Source organism: Flavobacterium limi, from assembly GCF_010645075.1.
Lineage (GTDB): Bacteria > Bacteroidota > Bacteroidia > Flavobacteriales > Flavobacteriaceae > Flavobacterium > Flavobacterium limi.
This window is the reverse complement of sequence record NZ_JAADZV010000007.1, coordinates 176,463-196,642: the sequence shown is the minus strand read 5'-3', so window position 1 is coordinate 196,642 and position 20,180 is coordinate 176,463. Positions and strand designations below refer to the sequence as shown.

18 protein-coding genes are annotated in these 20,180 nt (G+C 34.2%); 13 read left to right on the top strand and 5 right to left on the bottom strand.

Going from position 1 to position 20,180, the window contains the following annotated elements:
- Positions 1–109 precede the first annotated feature (109 nt).
- A complete protein-coding gene (locus GXM16_RS15545) occupies positions 110–784 on the top strand; it encodes an ATP-binding cassette domain-containing protein (RefSeq protein WP_163395402.1) in 675 nt (224 codons plus the stop codon).
- Between the two features lie 409 nt (positions 785–1,193).
- Here GXM16_RS15545 and GXM16_RS15540 read toward each other — a convergent pair whose 3' ends face one another.
- Both GXM16_RS15540 and GXM16_RS15535 read right to left on the bottom strand, forming a co-directional pair.
- Positions 1,194–1,973 carry an alpha/beta fold hydrolase gene (locus GXM16_RS15540; protein WP_163395401.1) on the bottom strand — a complete coding sequence of 260 codons (780 nt, stop codon included), beginning with the start codon at positions 1,971–1,973 and terminating at the stop codon, positions 1,194–1,196.
- 27 nt (positions 1,974–2,000) lie between these two features.
- Positions 2,001–2,543 carry a sigma-70 family RNA polymerase sigma factor gene (locus GXM16_RS15535; protein ID WP_163395400.1) on the bottom strand — a complete coding sequence of 181 codons (543 nt, stop codon included), beginning with the start codon at positions 2,541–2,543 and terminating at the stop codon, positions 2,001–2,003.
- A 166-nt stretch (positions 2,544–2,709) separates the two neighbouring features.
- Here GXM16_RS15535 and GXM16_RS15530 point away from each other — a divergent pair, with 166 nt between their 5' ends.
- The 3 genes from GXM16_RS15530 to GXM16_RS15520 all read left to right on the top strand — a co-directional run bounded on the left by GXM16_RS15530 (position 2,710) and on the right by GXM16_RS15520 (position 9,261).
- Positions 2,710–3,843 (top strand): FecR family protein, encoded by a 1,134-nt coding sequence (locus GXM16_RS15530; RefSeq protein ID WP_163395399.1) that lies wholly within the window; start codon positions 2,710–2,712, stop codon positions 3,841–3,843.
- A gap of 224 nt (positions 3,844–4,067) precedes the next feature.
- The gene (locus GXM16_RS15525) at positions 4,068–7,394 is read left to right on the top strand and encodes a TonB-dependent receptor (RefSeq protein WP_163395398.1); all 3,327 of its coding nucleotides are present in this window, start codon (positions 4,068–4,070) and stop codon (positions 7,392–7,394) included.
- Between the two features lie 4 nt (positions 7,395–7,398).
- On the top strand, positions 7,399–9,261 hold the full coding sequence (locus tag GXM16_RS15520) for a RagB/SusD family nutrient uptake outer membrane protein (RefSeq protein ID WP_163395397.1): 1,863 nt from the start codon (positions 7,399–7,401) through the stop codon (positions 9,259–9,261).
- A 207-nt stretch (positions 9,262–9,468) separates the two neighbouring features.
- On the opposite strand, the gene GXM16_RS15515 is transcribed toward GXM16_RS15520, so the two are convergent.
- Positions 9,469–10,272 (bottom strand): TIGR00266 family protein, encoded by an 804-nt coding sequence (locus GXM16_RS15515; RefSeq protein ID WP_163395520.1) that lies wholly within the window; start codon positions 10,270–10,272, stop codon positions 9,469–9,471.
- Positions 10,273–10,448: 176 nt separating this feature from the next.
- On the opposite strand from GXM16_RS15515, the gene GXM16_RS15510 reads away from it, so the two are divergent.
- On the top strand, positions 10,449–10,805 hold the full coding sequence (locus tag GXM16_RS15510; RefSeq protein ID WP_163395396.1) for a hypothetical protein: 357 nt from the start codon (positions 10,449–10,451) through the stop codon (positions 10,803–10,805).
- A gap of 89 nt (positions 10,806–10,894) precedes the next feature.
- Entirely contained in the window at positions 10,895–11,413 is a 519-nt protein-coding gene (locus GXM16_RS15505; RefSeq protein ID WP_163395395.1) for a ferritin, read from the top strand.
- 60 nt (positions 11,414–11,473) lie between these two features.
- Here GXM16_RS15505 and GXM16_RS15500 read toward each other — a convergent pair whose 3' ends face one another.
- Positions 11,474–12,766, bottom strand: a complete 1,293-nt coding sequence (locus GXM16_RS15500) for an aminopeptidase P family protein (RefSeq protein WP_163395394.1) — start codon at positions 12,764–12,766, stop codon at positions 11,474–11,476.
- Between the two features lie 565 nt (positions 12,767–13,331).
- Between GXM16_RS15500 and GXM16_RS15495 the strand changes: the two genes are divergently transcribed.
- From GXM16_RS15495 to GXM16_RS15465, 7 genes are all read left to right on the top strand, one after another.
- Positions 13,332–13,985 (top strand): hypothetical protein, encoded by a 654-nt coding sequence (locus tag GXM16_RS15495; protein ID WP_163395393.1) that lies wholly within the window; start codon positions 13,332–13,334, stop codon positions 13,983–13,985.
- Positions 13,951–14,562 (top strand): hypothetical protein, encoded by a 612-nt coding sequence (locus tag GXM16_RS15490; RefSeq protein ID WP_163395392.1) that lies wholly within the window; start codon positions 13,951–13,953, stop codon positions 14,560–14,562. Before GXM16_RS15495 ends, GXM16_RS15490 begins: the two co-directional genes overlap by 35 nt.
- A gap of 182 nt (positions 14,563–14,744) precedes the next feature.
- Positions 14,745–15,590, top strand: coding sequence for a tetratricopeptide repeat protein (locus GXM16_RS15485; RefSeq protein WP_163395391.1), 846 nt, complete (start codon positions 14,745–14,747; stop codon positions 15,588–15,590).
- Positions 15,591–15,832: 242 nt separating this feature from the next.
- The gene (locus GXM16_RS15480; protein ID WP_163395390.1) at positions 15,833–16,564 is read left to right on the top strand and encodes an alpha/beta fold hydrolase; all 732 of its coding nucleotides are present in this window, start codon (positions 15,833–15,835) and stop codon (positions 16,562–16,564) included.
- A 132-nt stretch (positions 16,565–16,696) separates the two neighbouring features.
- Positions 16,697–17,197 (top strand): SRPBCC family protein, encoded by a 501-nt coding sequence (locus GXM16_RS15475; protein ID WP_229684361.1) that lies wholly within the window; start codon positions 16,697–16,699, stop codon positions 17,195–17,197.
- A 9-nt stretch (positions 17,198–17,206) separates the two neighbouring features.
- A complete protein-coding gene (locus GXM16_RS15470) occupies positions 17,207–17,776 on the top strand; it encodes a Crp/Fnr family transcriptional regulator (RefSeq protein WP_163395389.1) in 570 nt (189 codons plus the stop codon).
- A 78-nt stretch (positions 17,777–17,854) separates the two neighbouring features.
- Positions 17,855–18,592: an SDR family oxidoreductase gene (locus GXM16_RS15465; RefSeq protein WP_163395388.1), complete on the top strand. Its 738-nt coding sequence runs from the start codon at positions 17,855–17,857 to the stop codon at positions 18,590–18,592.
- A 92-nt stretch (positions 18,593–18,684) separates the two neighbouring features.
- Here GXM16_RS15465 and GXM16_RS15460 read toward each other — a convergent pair whose 3' ends face one another.
- Positions 18,685–20,046: a hydroxymethylglutaryl-CoA synthase family protein gene (locus tag GXM16_RS15460; protein ID WP_163395387.1), complete on the bottom strand. Its 1,362-nt coding sequence runs from the start codon at positions 20,044–20,046 to the stop codon at positions 18,685–18,687.
- Between the last annotated feature and the right edge of the window lie 134 nt (positions 20,047–20,180).

Here is a 20,180-nt window from a genome sequence, read left to right as displayed (position 1 = left end):
ATTTCAATAATGGAATTTCTAAAATTCAGCTTTGGGTATTCAGTTACTTTTTTACTTTTCTCACGGTAGTTTTAATGGGTTTGATGATTTTTTTAATAAAGAAATTATTTTGAAAAAACATATTTTAGAAGTCGATGGAATTCAGAAAAGATTTGATGAAAGAGTTATACTTTCAGATATCTACATGAAATGCGAAACATCTGAAATTGTGGGTTTGTTAGGCAGAAACGGTTCCGGTAAATCTACTCTGTTGAAAATCATCGTTGGACTTGTACCGGCTCCCAACAAATGTATTCGAATTGATGGAATTTCAAAAAACAAAGCAACGAACATGTTTGATGAAATTAGTTATTTGCATCAGGATCAGTTTATTCCGAATTATTTGTCTGTTAAAAAAGCTATTTCATTGTCAATTGATGTTAAGGAGATTAAAAGTTTTTATGAAGATGAATTCATTATGTTTCTTTTAAAGAAAAAGGTAAAACACTTGTCTGGTGGGGAACTACGTTATTTAGAAATTAAAATAGTACTTTATAATTCTTCAAAATTTGTTTTGTTAGACGAGCCTTATAATGGATTATCGCCACTTATGATTGATGTCGTGAATGAATTGATCAAAACAAATGCAAAGAGAAAAGGAATAATTATTACGGATCATAATTATCAAAATGTATTGAAAATTTCTACCCGTTTAGTTTTGATTAAAGAGGGTAAACTACATACTGTCCATGAAAAGGAAGATCTGGTTGAGAAAGGTTATTTGTCCACAACTGTTTTCCAATAAGAAATTGAAGTATTGCCTTCAAAAAGCCTTTTTTAGGTAATAGTATAGTCTTTATTGCTTAAATCTTCATAATTCTCAAATTAAGAATTAAATATCATTAATTTATCTGATTGTTTTTTAATGAGATATGAATTATTTATTAAGATTTTTTGTGCAGTTTATTTTTAAAATAACGAATTGATGTGTTATCAATAAAAGTGATGGAAGAAGCTTATTTTAGGCCTTTTTTTAACAGTCATTCATTGAAAAGTTATATTTATTGGAATACCTTTGTCGCGTCTAAAAAAATACTATTTTTAGAAACCTGACAATAAAATGTCAAAATTAAAACGACTAAGATTTTGCCCCCGATAATGAAGAAAGGCCGTTTCACATTGATGAGCGGTCTTTTTTCTGTTTTTAAATAATCTTAATCCCTGAAAAAATCCGAGAGAACTTTTTTCAAATCTTCCTTGTTCTCAATTTGACTCATGTGTCCGTCTTCAAAAGAAACAAGTTCTGCCGTTGTATTCTCGATTTGTGATATGTTTTCATCATAATTTAAAACAGGATCCTTTTTGCCTAAAATCAATAAGACCGGAAAAAGATTTCGTTTTAAAAGACTTTCTCTGTCTTTCCTGATTTTCATTCCTTCCAATGAGGCCACAATCCCTTGTACAGGTGTTTTTAACGCTTCTGTTTTTACTTTTTCAATTTCATTTGCAAGACGTTCACGATTATTTTCACTAAATAAATTGGCAATTGCCAAGCTAACAAAGCTGACATAGTTTTGTTTTACCGCTTTAATAGCTCGTGTTCTGTTTAGTTTCTTTTCGGTATTGTCTTCTTTGGAAGTTGAATTCAGTAAAACCAGTTTTTGTATTTTTTCCGGGTATAATTCGGCGAAAGCCAGACCAACGTAACCGCCCATTGAATGTCCCAGAATTATGGCTTTTTCAATGTTTAAATATTTCAGAACTTCATTAACAGCATTAGCATTTTCTTCCATTTCATGAACATAACCCAAACAGTGTGATTCACCGTGACCCAATAAATCGATTGTGATTACGCGATAGTTTTCAGAGAATAAAATAACATAGTCTTTCCACATTTTTTTGTTTTCCAGAAACCCATGAAGTAAGACAATTGCGGTTCCTTTTCCGGTATCGGAATAGGATATTTTTGTGTTTTTGTAGAGAATATGATTCAAAATAAAAAATTTAAATAGCAAAAATAACTATTTAATAAGCCATATGAAATACATGATAAAATTTAAAAGTGAAGAATTTTTTGATTCTCTCAAAGAAGCATAAGCTCTTTTCATTTGTGTTTTTACCGTGTTTATAGAGATATTGTGGTTTTCTGCAATTTCTGCATAACTAAGACCTTCAACAACGTGCAGCATAAAAATTTCTCTTCTGGCCTGAGGGATCTTTTCAATTAAAGTATGAATTCCGGATTTTTTATTTTCTTCTGTATTTTCAAAAGCAAATTGCTCTTCAGATTTTGGAAGTACTATTTTGTTGTTCTGCAGGCTTATTGTCTTGTTTTTTTCTAAATACTGCAGACTTAAGTTTTTTACTGCTTTTGTACCATATGCCTTAAATGAAACAGTAAAGTTTGGGGAGTCTTCTTTTTCCCAGAGATAAATAAAAAAATCCTGTACAATATCTTTCGCTACATCCCTGTCCTTCACTATACTGAAAGAGACTAAACAGAAAAAGACGAAATGCTCTTTGTACAAGGTTTCAAATATTTTTAAATCTTTCTGACGTGACATCTAAGAGTGGCATTTATTTGTTTTGTAACGGATTACGTGTGTCAAATTTAGAATAAAAAGTTAGTTTTTTTTTGTAATGTGTAAAAAAAATCAAAATTTATTGATTAGTTGTCACCCTGAAAAACTTTTTTTCTAACATATATAAAAATAACATTTATATAAAACAATGAATCCAGATCCAAAATTGATTAATATCCTAAGGGAAATAGTAAACAAAGGAGATTTTGATGCTTCTAAAATAGAATTATTACCCTTAGAAGAGCAGGAATTGATAAAAGAGCTTCAGCGTAATGGCTTGCTTGAAGAAGCATTGGCATTTGTAGAAGCGATGGATGATGGTAAAAACTGGGAAGAATTCAAAGACAAAATAAATGTGAATAAAAAGTCAGTTGTAATAAACTGGAGAAATATTTTTCAGTATGCAGCAGTGTTTTTGTGTGTGTTGGGTTTGATTTATGTTTTTCAATACGAAACGGGTAAACAGACAGAAATAAAAATTCCTTCTGATGCCATCCAACTGGTTATGGAAAATGGAGATATTCAGGTTTTAAGCCCTAATGGAGAAAAGCAAATCATCAAGAAAAACGGAGAAGTCGTTGCTTCTCAAAAAAATAATGAAATTAATTATCGTTCTGCAAATTCGATGGATAAACTGGTTTATAACGAACTTAAAATTCCATATGGAAAAACTTTTAAAGTAACACTCTCAGATGGTACACAGGTAAATATGAATGCAGGTTCTTCTTTGAGATATCCGGTTCAGTTTATTAAAGGGCATAAAAGGGAAGTTGTTTTAGAAGGTGAAGCTTTTTTTGATGTTGCAAAAGATAAAGCCCATCCCTTTATTGTAAAAACAAGAGGTGTTCATGTAAAAGTTTTAGGAACAAAGTTTAATGTGAGCTCTTACAAAGAAGATGCAGATATCAATACGGTGTTGGTCGAAGGTTCGGTCAGCTTGTCTGATGCTGCAAATAGAAAAGCCATGCTCGTTCCGGGTGAAAAGGGATCGTGGAATAGTAAAAATACGGAGATAGCTGTAGAAGCGGTTGATACCCGTTTTTATACCGAATGGATAAACGGAGAAATTGTTTTCAGGAAAACAGCTTTTAGGGATATTATAATAAAACTCGAACGGACTTACGATGTTACTATTGAAAATAACAGAAAGAATATTTTAGATAAAAAATTCAATGCCAGTTTCAATAAGAATATTGAGAGTATAGAAAAGGTATTAGAAACAATGAGCAAAATTCAGGGCTTTACCTATACGAAAGAAGGAAGGCTTATAAAAATATACTAACTATTTATTAACCAATTAAAAACTAATTTATGAAGTGAGGATGTAATTTTTTTTAAGAAATACAAGAAGAAAAACCGGAAAATACTACCAATATTTCCCGATTTAGTAAATGTGTTCTTAAACGACGTATTCGAAATTAAATCATTTAAAATCAATCCAAAATTATGAAAAAAATAATTAAGAGGAATTGGCCTGGTCCATATTTGCCTAAAATTAGCCTGAAAATGAAACTAACCACGTTACTATTGATGCTTTCTTTGATGAAAATCCAGGCAGGTGTCTATTCGCAAAATACAAAGCTGACATTAAATATCAATAATACCTCTGTAGAGAAGCTGTTTAACAAAATTGAGTCTGTTTCTGAATACAGATTTATTTTTGAAAGCAGTATAATTGACCTAAACAGAAAGGTTACCATCAATGTTAAGAAAAAAGGAATAAACGAGATACTTGAAAAGGTATTTAGGGATACTAATATTTCTTATAGTGTAAATGATCGTCAGATTATATTGGTAAAGAAGAAAGAACAGGTAAATCTGTTGGAAAAAAACTCAGTCCAGAAATTAGTAATGGAACAAGGTATTGAAATTACAGGAGTAGTAACCGACTCTAAAAATATGCCAATACCAGGAGCAAATGTTATAGAAAAAGGAACTAATAATGGAGTGTCGACTGATTTAGACGGAAAGTTTACTATCCGTGTAAGCGGATCAAACAGTGTTTTGGTATTTTCTTTTATCGGATTTGAGAACAAGGAGGTAACAATTGGTCAAAGCAAGTCTCTGAATGTAATCTTAAATGAGCAAAATTCGGCACTAAATGAAGTGGTGATTGTCGGTTATGGTGCGGTAAAGAAAAAAGATTTGACAGGAGCGGTGGCGACAGTAAAATCATCTGATATTGTTCTGAACCCTGTCGCTAGTCCTATGGAGGCGCTTCAGGGAAGGGTTTCAGGTCTTGATATTCAACGCGGATCCGGAAAAGCAGGAACAGCTCCAAAAGTCTTATTGAGAGGAAACAGGTCTTTGACAGCCAGTCAGGATCCGTTGTATATTGTGGATGGAATTCCTTCAAGCATTAATAATCTGAATACAAATGATATTGAAACTATTGATGTTTTAAAAGATGCTTCATCTACTGCAATATATGGTTCTTCAGGAGCGAATGGAGTTATTATCATTACAACCAAAAAAGCAAAAGCAGGAAAACTTCAAATTGATTTAAACAGCTATTTTGGATTAAATGGCTTCTCCTCTTTTCCTGCTCCGCTTACAGGAGATAAATGGTTAAATTACAAGCGCGACAGGTTTTATCTGGACAATGGTTATGAAGCTGCTAATTTAACCGACTTAGGTTTAAATGCTGCCGCTATAGCTGCAATTGAAAAAGGACAATATATCAATTGGATTGATGAAACTTTACAGGTAGGAACACAGCAAAACCACAATCTTTTTATGAGGGGCGGTTCAGAAAAAGTCCAGGGTTATTTTTCTTTAGGATATATGGGTGAAGAAGGAATTTATCAAAACGATAAAGTGAATAGTATAAATTCCAGAGGAGGAGTGGATCTTAAATTTAGCGATAAATTTAAAACTGGTTTCCAGTTGATTTTAAATTATCGCAAAGGATCCACAACAAACAGCAGAATTAATAAAGCTTATGGTATTTATCCTTTGGGTGTGCCGTTTGATGAGAATGGTACTGTAAACCTTTATCCATTAGAAGGAGATCCGAATTACATTAGTATTTTGGCAAATAATTACCCGGGAGCTTTTGTGGATGAAACTATGGCTTATAATGTACAGTTTAACCCTTATCTGGAGGTTGAATTTGCTAAAAATTTGAAGTTAAGATCTAATTTAGGAACTAAGTTTTCAGGAAACAAAGCGGGTACTTTCCAGAACAAAAATTCATATAATTTGTTGTCTGAAGGAAGAACAGCAAGTGAAGCAACTTATGATGTAGAACTGGATTACAGTTACATATGGGAAAACATATTAAATTATAATTTTAAAGTAGCCGAAAACCATGATTTTACAGTGACAGGTATTACTTCATGGGCCGATAGCAGGTCTGAAGGATCTTATTTAGGCGGTAACGGTATAGATTATGATGACTTCAAGTATCATAACATGGGATCTGTAAAAAATCTTACTACCAGAATGAATACGTACAGCCAGTTTAACAGAATGTCATTTGCCGGACGTATCAATTATAGTTTTAAAGGAAGGTATCTTTTTCAGCTAACCAATCGCTGGGATGGCGTTTCTCCATTGGCTGAGGGTAATAAATGGGCCTCTTTCCCATCTGCCTCAGTAGCCTGGCGTATTAGTGACGAAAGCTTTATGGAGGGAACGAATTCGTGGCTAAATAATTTAAAACTAAGACTGGGTTATGGTGTTTCAGGATCGGCAAATATTGATCCGTATTCCAGTCTGACCCGTACTTCAACTAAAACAAGCAGTCTTTCCCTAGGTGGCAGTACAGCCTTGCCTATGTATGTGCCTACTGAGCATATTTCAAATCCGGATTTAACCTGGGAACGTTCTACAAATACAAACTTAGGTTTGGATGTTTCAGTATTGAATAACAGAATTGACTTAGTAGCCGAATATTACTGGACTAATACCGATGGTATTTTATGGGATCGCCGTTTGCCTACCAGTTCAGGAGGTTATGATGCAAAAACACCTTATAAAAAGACTTCTAATATTGCTTCTTCTGAAAACAGAGGATTTGAACTTGCTATAAATACTAAAAATATTGACAATGAAAATTTCAAATGGAGTACTTCATTCACCTATACAAGAGCTGAAGAAAAACTGACAGATATTGATTTAGGGAATCTAAGTGTTAGTCAATTAATTTCAGAAGGGCTGTTTATAGGAGAAACTCCGGCTTCACAAGGGGTTTTTTATGATTATAAAAAAATAGGAATCTGGCAATTGGGCCAGGAAGCGGAAGCTGCTTTGTATGGAGCTAAACCGGGAGATATTAAACTGCAGACAGTAGAGCAGTTTGATGCCAATGGAGTGTCTGATAACGGAGTACACGTTTATTCTACGAAAGACAGAATGATTGTGGGCAGCAATGTTCCGGATTATTTCTTTGGGATGCAAAATACATTCAGGTATAAGAATTTTGACTTTACGGTATTTGTAAACGGAAGGTATGGCGGAATGATGCGTGCTCAGGTACTTGGCTACTGGAATAAAGAAGCACAGCCTGAGACCTATAATTACTGGACACAGGATAATCCTACCAATGATTTTCCAAGGCCGGGAGGTAGCTTTAATACACAATTCCAGTCGGGATTAGAGCTTGTAGATGCCTCTTATATAAAAATCAAGAATATTACTTTAGGATATTCTATGCCTGAGGATTTTCTTAAAAGGGCTGGTCTGAATTCTCTAAGGCTTTATCTGACATCTTACAACCCTTTTGTTTTCAGCCGCAGTCATTTACTCAAGGATGTAGATCCGGAAAACGGAGGATCTGATTCATTCCCATTATTTAAACAAGTTGTTTTCGGTCTTAATGTATCATTATAAAAGTATGAAAAAATATATAAACTTAAAATCAGTAACCGTCTTAATGTTTTGTATGGCCGGATTAATTCAGTCCTGCAGTTTAGACGAAAAAAACCTTACCACGATTTCTCTGGATAAATCCTATAGTGAAAGACCAGGATTCGAAGGATTAATTAACAGTTGTTACGAGAATTTGTATTTCTTACACGGAAAGGTTGATTACATAGCCCCTACAGAAGCAGGAACAGATTCCTGGGAAAATGTAAGCAATAATGGAATTGGCTATGCACAATATGCCAGCCAGTTAAATCCTGACGATGGAAACATTAAAGTAATCTGGGGTACAACATATGCAACCATAAATCTTTGCAATACAGCGATTTATTATTCAAAAGATGTGAATGGGTATTCAACGACAGATGAAATGAACGCTAAATTGGCGGAAGCTTATTTTTTAAGAGCCTTTTGCAATTTTATATTGGTGGAACAATTTGGAGGTGTCGTTTTAAGAACAAAATCATCCATTATTGAAGGAGCAGACAATGCACCTGTACGCAGTTCTGAAGAAGCATTTTACGATTTAATTATAGAGGATTTAAAATTTGCCTGTACACACCTTCCGGTTCAGCAGACTTTACAAGGACGTGTTGCCAAAAAAGCTGCTTATGGATTGCTGGCCAAAGTTTATCTGCAAAGAACACGATTAGGAGACGTTTCGGAATATGCAAAATTAGCGTTGGAAACAGCTGAAGAATTAATTAATAATCCTTCAAAATACAATACTGCTTTGTATTTGAGCGATAATACAAAATCGGGATTTAAGAAGCTATGGGAGGGTAATAACAACAAGAAAAATACAGAATTTTTGTTTACTCAGGGAATTGATCCAGGGGGTCTTAATCCGGAAGGTTTTAACAGAGGAAGAACAAGACAGTATTATTTGCCTGATTTAGCAACCAGAGGTGCCGAATGGGGTGCCGGAGCAACCAGCATTTTGTACGGAAGGGCCAACAGCCGTTTACTAAAGCCAAGTAAATACCTGCTCACAGAAGTATTTTCTCCGGTAGAATCGCCTGCAGATACTCGTTTTGCAGAAACATTTACCTATAAGTTTTATGCCGTAACCAACAAAACGATTACACAAACAATGGCTACTGCTTATAAAAAAGATGCTTCAGTAGTAGGTTATACTATCAAAAATACTTTAGCACAGGCAGCTCCAACGGTTAATTTTTATTCTCAAAAAATAGAGGAGCAAATCAACATGAATAATGATGAAGGTCTGTCTGTTTTTACGCCTAACTGGAATATTGATCCTGCTGTTAAGAGTAAAATGCCTGTGCTTGTTGCTGATCCAAGTGATCTTTTTGAGCCGGGTACAAACAGGTATAAGGATCCGACACTGTATCCAAACGATCCAAATCTGATTAATATTTTTCCTGCTATGCGAAAATTTTCTGCAGCATTGTATTGCCAGAGCAATCAGTATTGGTTAGGTGATATTCCGATTATTCGCCTGGGAGAAGTGTATCTGATTGCAGCAGAAGCCGCAATTTTGAATGACAACAATCAGGCTAAGGCTGCAGGTTATGTAAATACTTTAAGAAAAAGAGCAGCTTTAACATCAAGACAAAACGAAATGTTGGTATCAGATGCTCAAATGAATATTGATTTTATTTTAAAAGAAAGAGCAAGAGAGTTATCCGGTGAACACACCAGATGGATTGACCTAAAACGTACAGGAAAATTAAATAAAGCTTATCTGGATCAGACAAATCCAATTGCAGGGACAAATTTTGTTGAAGAAAAACATAAGGTGAGACCAATTCCAAGATCGTTTTTGGATGCTATTTCAAATGCAAAAGAATTTGGTAATAACGGATATTAAAAATAATTTTTGGTTGGTTGTTTGTTAAAGGCAGGTCGAAAGGTCTGCCTTTGGTTTTATGAAAAATGGATTCCATTTCTGAATTAAATGAAAAGAAATAAAAAAATAATCTGCTCAATCTGCAGAATCTGCGAGAGTAAATTTTTTTCACGCAGATTTGGCAGATAAGGCAGATATAATGCATCAGCAATAAGCCATTTTTATAAATCAGAATCGATTGTCCCCATCCAAAAGATTTCCTAATCCACCGAGCAGGCTTCCTTCATCACGGCTGTTTCCACTGGATCTTGGTGCTGATGCAATAATGCGGTCTGCCAGTCTTGAAAAAGGCAATGATTGTACATAAACCGTTCCCGGGCCTTTCAAAGTAGCATAAAATAAGCCTTCGCCTCCAAAAATGGAGTTCTTGATTCCGCCAATAAACTCAATATCATAATCGACGTCTTTCGTAAAACCAATAATACATCCCGTATCGACTTTCAGGATTTCGCCGTGGGCTAATACTTTTTTAGCCATTGTTCCTCCCGAATGAACGAATGCCATCCCGTCACCTTCAATTTTCTGCATGATAAAACCTTCACCGCCAAATAAGCCGCGGCCCAGTTTCTGAGAGAATTCTATTCCAACAGAAACGCCTTTGGCTGCGCATAAAAAGGAACTTTTTTGACAAATAAATTTGCCCTGAAATTCGGTTAAATCAATCGGAAGGATTTTTCCGGGATAAGGTGATGCAAATGAAACTTTTCTTTTGGTATTCCCCTGATTTAAAAATGCTGTCATAAACAAACTTTCGCCAGTAAGAACCCTTTTCCCGGCATTTAAAAGTTTGCCAAACAAACCTGATCCCTGTTGTTGTGAACCGTCGCCAAAAATGGTTTCCATCTGGATATTGTTTTCCATCATCATAAAGCTCCCGGCTTCGGCAATTACAATTTCCTGTGGATCCAGTTCTATTTCAACGTACTGCATTTCTTCTCCAAAAATCTGATAATCTATTTCGTGTGCCTGCATAATTTCTAAGGTTTTTATTTTCAAATAAGACGTTTGATGCTTTACAATGTTACAGTTTTTGGATGTTCTTAAGATATTTTAAAAACATTAACAGCTTTTGTTATTTTAAATTAGTCTTAATTATGTGTTTTTTTGATGTAAATTATATATTTTTGCACCGTTATAATTTTATCAGAATGGCATTAGTTAGTGATTTGACCACCAAAGTATTATTTGAAACCGAAAAAGGATACAGTTACCAATGTGATTTGACCAATAGTATCATTATTAATTTTACTGATACAGTATCAAGTTATAAAATTCATGATTTTTTGATTTTTCAGAGAAAGGTTAATAGTGTTGATATTTTAGATATGCTTTATGATTTGTCTGATAACGCTGATGCACAGCTGATTGAAACTACTAAAAGAAACTTCTCCAGAAATCTTACCATCTGCGAAATAGTACAGCTGAGAGAATTATTAAACGGAACTAAATTCACTCTCAGTTTACACTCAATGCTTTGCAACATTGTGAATGTTGAGCTTATTTAGATTCTTACTTAGATTAAATCCAAATTTTTAGGCGTTTAGGGCTGTCTTCTTTAATTTTTGTAATTTTACACGTATAAAAATTAAAGGTTATGAAAGATTTACTAAGAACAAGCACGTCATTAACTGAAGGCGTAGAAAATATATTGAATTTACAGGCAAAATTAGAAAGTGATGCTTCTAACAAATATTTAGCTATGGCAGCATGGCTGGATAGAAACGGTTTTGCAAATACAGCATCGTATTTGTACAAGCAGGCTGAAGAAGAAAGAGAGCATTTTCTGAAAATTTTCAAATTCATTACAGATATGGGAGGGATTGCAGTTACGCCATCTGTTCCGGAAGTACAGCAGGAATTTGCTTCTTTCAGGGAAGTATTCGAAATAGCTTTACAAAACGAAATTGCCGTTACTCAGGCAATAAATAAAGTAATCGCAAAATGCAGAGCTGAAAATGACTATGCTACAGAAGATTTTATGATGTGGTATGTAGCTGAGCAAAGAGAAGAAGAGAAAAATGCAAGAAGAGCTTTAGAGCTTTTCGAACTAATCAACGAAAATGAAGCTACAGGTAAATTTGAATTAGATGTTCAAATAGCAAAAATCGGATAATAAACCGGTTTCTATAAATTAAAAAGCCCTTAATATTTAAAGTATTAAGGGCTTTGTTTTTTATGAGTTCATCAGACTTTCAATCTCATCCACTTCAATCGGGATATTGCGCATCAGGTTAAAAGGCTCTCCTTTTTCCTGAATCACAACGTTGTCTTCCAGACGAATTCCGAAACCTTCTGCCGGAATGTAGATTCCCGGTTCAACCGTAAAAACCATATTTGCTTTCATAGGTTCGTGAAGCAAACCGTAATCGTGCGTGTCCAGTCCCATGTGATGCGAAGTTCCGTGCATGAAATATTTTTTGTAAGCCGGCCAGTCAGGATTTTCGTTCTGAACATCGGCTTTGTCAATTAATCCTAAACCTAATAATTCTGAAGTCATAATTTTACCCACTTCAACATGATATTGTTTCCAAAGCGTTCCTGGCGTCAGCATTTTGGTAGCCTCATTTTTTACATGTAAAACCGCATTGTAAACCGCTTTTTGACGATCTGAAAATTTACCTGAAACCGGAATCGTTCTGGTCATATCGCTTGAATAATTTGCATATTCTGCCGCAACGTCCAGTAAGATCAAATCTCCGGCTTTACATTGCTGGTTGTTTTCGATATAATGCAAAACATTCGCATTGTTTCCCGAAGCGATGATTGGCGTATAAGCAAAACCTTTAGAACGGTTGCGGATGAATTCATGAATCAGTTCGGCTTCGATTTCGTATTCCGTAACATTTGGTTTTACGAATGGAAGCAGTCTGCGGAACCCTTTCTCGGTAATATCACAGGCTTTCTGAATCAAATCGATTTCCTCGCTTTCTTTTACAGAACGGATGCGCTGTAAAATCGGATTGCTTTTTGCGACATTATGTGCCGGATATTTCTCTTTCCACCATTTTACAAAACGGGCTTCGCGTGTCTCCGTTTCAACAGCAGCACGGTAATGTTCGTTGGTGTTGATGTACATCGTATCGGCGTAGGTCATCATTTCGTTCAAAACTTTATGAAAATCCTGCAGCCAGTAAACAGTCCTGATTCCCGAAACCTGAAAAGCACGTTCTTTCGTCAGTTTTTCGCCTTCCCAAATCGCAATGTGTTCGCTGGTTTCTTTCAGGAAAAGCATTTCTTTCTGGTTTTCATAAGGTGCATCCGGAAACAAAAGCAGAATACTTTCTTCCTGATCGACACCGCTTAGATAAAAAATATCACGGTGTTGTGCAAACGGCATCGTACTGTCGGCACTAATAGGGTAAATGTCATTGGAATTGAAAATGGCAACAGAATTAGGTTTCATTTCTGCTGCGAACTTTCTTCGGTTTTTTATAAAAAGGGCACTGTTTATTTGATGATATTTCATAATTGTTTCGTTTTTGAACTTCGAATTTCAAAATTACATATTTTAAGTAATCATCGTAAAATTGATTTATTAAAGTTTTCCTATTTGTTGAAGATTTTGATTCGTTTTAATTTTAACCCCAAAGTTCGCTAATCTTACGCAAGAGGACGCTAGTTTTTTTTGCTCGCAAAGTCGCGAAGTTTGTTCTCAATCTTGTCATTCTGAGGAACGAAGAGTCCCCGAAAGTAACTCGACAAAGCTTGATAAGCGCAAAGTTCTGTCATTTCGACGAAAGGAGAAATCACACTAGGAATTCCGCAAAGAAATGGTCAATCTTTGTCGAGTTATTTGTGTGATTTCTCCTTTCGTCGAAATGACAATATTGAGAAAATATCAGCAACTTATTCTCAAAATGTTCAGAATTTTATCGTGGCATGTCCCAATGGTCGGGATTTCGGCTAAAACGGGAGATACCACCTCTATCCCTTACGCGGCTTTTGTTTCCATAAGAAAGTTTATTGTTGATATTCCAAGAATACTTTTAATAATTCAATTTTGTATATTGTCATGATTTTGATTTAATAAAATGAAAGAACTGCTAATTGAAAGTAAAGGAATAAGAACCGATCAATATTTTATACCGCCTTTTGAGTTAAGAGAAGGAGAATTGATTATTATTTATTTGGATGGTGGATCTCATTTTGATTGTTTAAAAGCACAATTAGTAGCTGTTTTTACGGGAAAAGAGAAACACGAAAATGTCAGGATATATGAACCTTTAACATTTGCATCAAATCCTTTAAGAGAATCTTTTTTTAAAAGAATATTTAATCCTATTACTGTAGGTAGTTATTTAAAGAAAAATGCTGATTTAAAGAGTTCAATAGTTTCGAAAATTTTTGAAATCGATACTTTTACTAAAAAAGATAAAGTGAAAGATCTTGGAATAAGCGAGAAAAAAAGGCTTTCATTAACTGCAGTTTTTTCAAAAACAAAAAATATAGTTTTTGATTTGAGAGGAGAAGGAGCAGTCTATTTTACTAAAACATATGAGTTTGTAAAAGATGAAATTAAAAATGGAGGTACAGCAATTTTAATTGACTGGTCTCCAGATCTGAAAAATGACTGCTCAAAATTTGTTTCAATTCAATGGCTGGTCCCTTATGGGGAGGTATATAAGAAACATGAAACTTTGAATTCCTTAAATGAATACAGAAAGCATAAAAGCATTAAGAAGTAAAATTTCAATTCCTTTAAACAAGGCAATTGAGCTTCTTAAAAAGAATAAAGGCGACGTTGAACTTTCTGAAAAGGATTTTCACAATGAAAATATTATTGAGATTTGTAAAATAACTGATTGCGATGAAGAAACGGCAAGAAAAGAATATCAGATTCATGATTATGATTTGATAAAAGCGGTTGAAAAAATTAATCAAAAGCCTGTTAGAATTGGAACAGACAAATTTTTAGATTCAAAAATCGGGTTTATTTTATGGCCTGAAAATGAAAATGGAGAATTGTATAAAACAACCAAAAGAAACGATGCTTTTATTGCAACAGAAGATTTTGATTTGGTTTTAGAAATTTTTGAATCTGTTTTTCCAATGCAAAGTCCGTGGAATAATACAATCGAAGATCAATTTGACAGAATTGGAAATAATTTTTTTGACAACAAAACGGGTCTACTTATTCTCGGGAAAATAACCGAAATAAAAAGTAACGATTTGGGAGAAAACCGTTTTCTGAGAGAACTTATTGAATGGCTTGATGATAAGTTAAGTTATGCGCATTATATTGTGGTTTATGGTAATTTGTAAAAATTAACACTAATAAACAAATATTGTAACACAAAATCCAATAGTTCGAATTTCAATCTGTGTCAACATAGCATATAAATATCAAATGAACTATAGATGATTATATGTTTTGCTTTGTAAGAATGAAAGTATGAAGCGAAATGAAATCTATATATTTGGAATCAGATTTTAATTTTTCAAATATGAAGCAGCTTTTTACTTTTCTAATTTTATTTTTAGTATCCGGTCTTTCAGCACAAAACAGTCTTCAGTTTGATAAAAAGTATGTGCAATGCGAAGACAAATGGGTAGCTTTTCCGGCTGACAGTCTTGGAAATTATAATTTCGGGTTCATATACATTGATGCTCAGGCAGGATTAACATTAGAATACGAAGGTTTTTTTAAAATTGATAAAACCGGCAAATTTATCACGGATAAAAAAGTAAAAACAAGTTCGATGAAATATCGACTACAGCCAAATAATAACTTAGTAGCACTTATTCCCGAATCAAAACTTAAGGAATTGTATGTAGATAAGGTTCCCGACTGGCTTGAATTATATAAAAAAGATGAGGGATCTATAGAGCGTCTTTACAAATGGGGCTTCATGTACAATGGATGGAATGAATGCCAAAAAGCACTTGAGTATCTTGAAAAAGCAAATAAAATTGACCCTGATTATAAAGGTCTTCGCGTTGAGATGGCTTATTCTTATAATTGTCTGAAACAATACGAAAAAGCAGTTGAAGTTTTAAAATTAGCTTTAAAAACTGATCCGCTCCACGCCTATACGAATAAAGAATTAATTTATGCTGAAACCAAAATTGATAAACTGGAAGATGCTAAAATTGTTTGTCGCAAAGTCTTTAAAGAATGCAAGGACAAAACCTATAATTCTGAAAATGCATACAATATTTTACAAGCTTATTATATCAAAAAAGATATTGAAAATTTTAATAGTTGGTTTGCAGAAGCAAATTCAGATTTAATGAGCCATGAAAAAATTAAGCCTTTAGCACAGCAAATGAAAGCTGAATTGAAACAATAAACGGATAAAAACCATTTAAATTCCCTGATCTTCCTCTTTCTCACTTTAGTCGTGCCGGTGGATGATGGTACTTTAAACAATCAGTCGAAATCTGCAGATTATTACCAGTATTCTGTAAAACCGAAGCAATGAGAACTTGTTTTTTTTATTAGTTAAAATTTAAATTTCTGAAATCTAGACAGAAACGCTAAATTTGAATGTTTACATTTTTTAGATTATAACTCAATTAATATAAATTGAATATGGCAAAAAAATCATCACTCAAAAAAGTTCTGACATTAATCTGGGTTTCAACAGGAATATTATTTACACTTTGGTTATTTTATTCTTATAATGCAAAAGATGTAGATGAAGCTCTTTTTCAAAGTAACAATGTTGTTACTGTAGAAAATACAGGTGATTATTTTTTATTTACACCTAAAAAAGAATTCCAAAACGTTCTTGTTTTCTACCCTGGAGCTATGGTTGAAACAGAAGCTTATGTCCCACTTTGCAGAAAACTGGCAGAAAACAATATAAAAGTCTATTTGATAAAAATGCCGTGGCGTCTCGCCTCCAAGGGTTACAATAAACCAAAAGATTTAAATCTTTACAAAGACGATTCGAAAAAATATATTCTTTCGGGACATTCGCAGGGCGGAAAAATGGCAGCACAATTCGTTTATGAAAATCCAAAATTGATCGATAAACTTATATTAATTGGAACTTCGCATCCAAGAGATATTTCTTTGGCAGATGCTGAAATTCCGATATTGAAAATTTACGGTTCAAAAGATGGTGTGGCAGATGAAGGCTCTATTATGAAAAACAAGTCAAAATTGCCTGAAACTGCAAAATTCATAAAGATAGAGGGCGCAAACCATTGTCAGTTTGGTTATTATGGTTTTCAGCTTGGAGATGATAAAGCAACTATTAGCAGAGAGCAACAGCAAAAAGAAACTTTAAATGCAATGGTTTTATTTATAAAAGAATAATGTCATCCTGAGCGGAGTCGAAGGCTTTTTGACCTTAAGGGCTTCGATTAAGTTTATCCTGAGCGAAGTCGAATGGACTCAGCCTGAGACTTGATTTACTTTAAAGGGTAAGATAATTTAAACAATAAAAATATGGCATTAGATAATATTTCATCAAATCCGGAATGTGAAATTGTGACAACAAGAATTGTACAGTTCCCGATAGAACTTGCTTATTCAGCATGGACAGAACCGGAGCATCTAAAAAACTGGTGGGGACCAAAAGGATTTACGAATACGTTTAATGAATTTGATTTGCGTCCGGGAGGAAAATGGAGTTTCATCATGCATGGACCTGATAAAGGAAATTACGCAAATGAATGTGAATTTCTAAAAGTTGAAAAGCCTAGTTTTCTGAGCTGGAAGCGCTATTCAAAACCACTTTTTCAGGTAGCGGTATCTTTTGAACCTGTTTCAGGGAACTCGACAAAAATTGTTTTCAAAATGATTTTTGATACGTCCGAAGAGTGCAATAAATTAAAGCCGTTTGTAGTCGATAAAAACGAAGAGAACTTGATAAGCTTGAAGTTGAATTGTCAAAAATGGTTTGATTTTTTGCCAAATGACAAATCATGTAAAATCAACTTTTACTAACTTGCCGCTATGAAAGCATTTATAGATTACATTTTACAGTTTGGCGATTTAAACCAGCAGCAAATTGACTTAATTACCAAAAAAGCGGAAGAAATGACACTTCCAAAAGACGAATATTTTTCGGAAGCAGGCAAGATTGCACAACAAGTCGGTTTTGTTTTGGAGGGTGTTATACGGGTTTGTTATTACAACAACAAAGGCGAAGAAATTACCAAATACTTTATTGACGAAAACAATCTGGTAGTCGATTTGGAGAGTTTTAACAATGATATTTGTTCCAACGCTTATGTACAGGCGGTTACGGATTGCAAACTTTTGTTTTTTTCTAAAAAAGACTGGAAAGAATTGTTGGATATTATTATTCCGTGGCAGGCCATTGTAAATAAAATTGTTTCGAGAGTCTTAATACAGAAAGTGGAAAGAAGAAGTCCTCTGGTTTCTGAAGATGCGACTACTCGATATCGGATGTTCTTGAAAATTTATCCCAATGTGATCAACAGGATTCCGCTCTCGTATGTCGCTTCGTATTTAGGTATCACACAATCTTCTTTAAGCAGAATCAGAAAAAACATCCGTTAAATTGCTTTTTGCCAAATGGCAAATGAATTCATTTTTAAACGAACCACCTTTGTATAGTTAATTTAAAATGATAAAAAAATGAATTCAGTATTGATAACAGGAGCCAACAGAAGTATTGGTTTAGAAACAGTAAAGCAGATTTCAAAAAAAGGATTATTTGTTTATTTGGGAAGCCGTGATCTGGAAAAAGGTAAAACAGCAGTAAAAGAATTAAACGAACAGGGTTTTGAAAATATTCAGGCTATTGAAATTGATGTTACAAGCCATGATTCCATTTTAGCGGCGAAACAAGTTATTGAAAGGGAGCAGGGCAAATTAGATATCCTGATTAATAATGCAGGGATATTGGGAGCAAATCCTCAACAGGCATCCAACACACCAATTGAAAATATTAGAGAAATATTTGACACCAATTTCTTTGGTGTAATCAATGTTACGCAGGTTTTTTTAGAATTGCTGAAAAAATCAAAGAGCCCAAGAATTAGTAATATTACATCGGGGCTTGCTTCCTTAACCTTGCATAACATTCCGGACTGGAAATATTATGGTATTAAAACTGCCGGTTACGGAACATCAAAAGCGGCGTTAAATGCTTACACTATTGCGCTGGCTCATGAATTAAAAGAACTGTCTTTTAAAGTAAATGTAATCGATCCGGGTTATACGGCAACCGATTTTAATCACCATAGCGGACCATTAACAGTAGAAAGTGCAGCATCTTTTATTGTTAAACATACTTTAACTGATGAAAATGCACCAACCGGTAAATTCTTTAGCAATGATATTGAAGATGAAACAGAAGAAAGTCCATGGTAAGAACTTCAACGAAATAATTAGATATAAAAAACCGAAACAGAGAATTTTTTCTGCTTCGGTTTTTTTGGAATTTGGAATTTGGTTATTGGAATTTATTCCACCCATTTATAATAACGTGCCCCAATCAAAGTCGGAATTTCCTTTTCGATTCGGTCTAAAACCCATTCATTTTTAGGTGTTCGAACGCTTTGTTTTAATTCTTTTTTGTGAAGGCTTTCGTAAGTTTCAAATCCGATTTCTGTGCTTTTTTCCAGATTTTCAAAAAGGTTGGTTTTGACCAAAGCCGATTGCCATTCCGGCTGAATAGTTCCTTCAAAAACTTTTGATTTCGATCCGCTTCCGTAAGCTAAAAAACCGAATTTAGTTCCTGAGATTTCTTTTTTAGTATCATAAAAATGAGCCAGAGTTGATAATAATCCCATAAAAATAGAACCTGTGTAAAGGTTTCCTATTAATGAAGAAGCCAATTCTGCAGGTTGTAATTTCTCAGTAACAAATTTTCTGTACTCATCAGATTTTCCAACTTCTTTGATTTTATTCTGATAATCTGCCGGTTCAATATTGTCGGAAATGATTTTATCAGCATGGTCTAAAGCGTAGATTTCAGACAACATTCGTCGTCCCTGAAAAGAATAGGGAAGGTGCATGATGATGCTGTTCCAGGTACTGTATAAAGTTTCGGTCGTGTTTTTCAGTTTCTTGAATGAAAAGTAAGCATTTCGCGTGCGGTCCATATAGCACTGATTCGAATATTGTCCATCAAAAACCGGCTGGTCTTTATGGATTTCGATTTCGGCTTCTAAATTGTCAAACCAGGATTCGTTGTTGCTGTTTTTAGTGATTTCTTCTTTCGAAAGACTTCTGTACGGTTTGAAAAAGTCAAAAACACCTTTTGTACTGGTTGCCCAATTATCATCAAAAGCAATGATTTTTGGGTTTGAAGTAATAAGCATTGCAATGGCTCCTGCACCCTGAGTATATTCTCCTCCGGAGTTTAAATCGTATTTGGCAAAATCACTGGTTACTACAATTGCTTTTTTGGCTGGATTTAATTTTATAAAATCAAGACAGTTTTGCATCGCATCTACGCCTCCGATACAGGCAAAAGTAAAATCAACAACATCACATTCTGCAAGAGTATCTTCACCAAATTTCTGCTCCATTAAATTAATAAGGTAAGAAGCGATTGGTTTGGAGCTGTCAATGCCGCTTTCAGTACCAACATAAATTCGGCTGATTTCGGAAAGATTTATATTATTGTCAATAATAAGTTTGGTTAAAGCATTCGCTCCAAAAACTACTGCGTCCTGATGAACGTCCGGGAAAGTCATTTTTAATAATCCGAGACCTTTTTCCAGTTTTTCTGGTTCAATATTTCTGGCAACAGCCAAAGTTTTTATGGGTAAATGTATGTTGGCTACATCAAAAGAAATAGCATCAATTCCTGTTTTCATTCTCATTTTTTTTGAAGCGGGTAAAGGTAAAGTTATTAGAATGGAAAGCCAATTTTTTAAGAGTATAAAATTCTTGTTTAAAGGTACTTTTGTAGAAAAACAGCCAAAACTTTGATTAAAATAATAATTTAGTA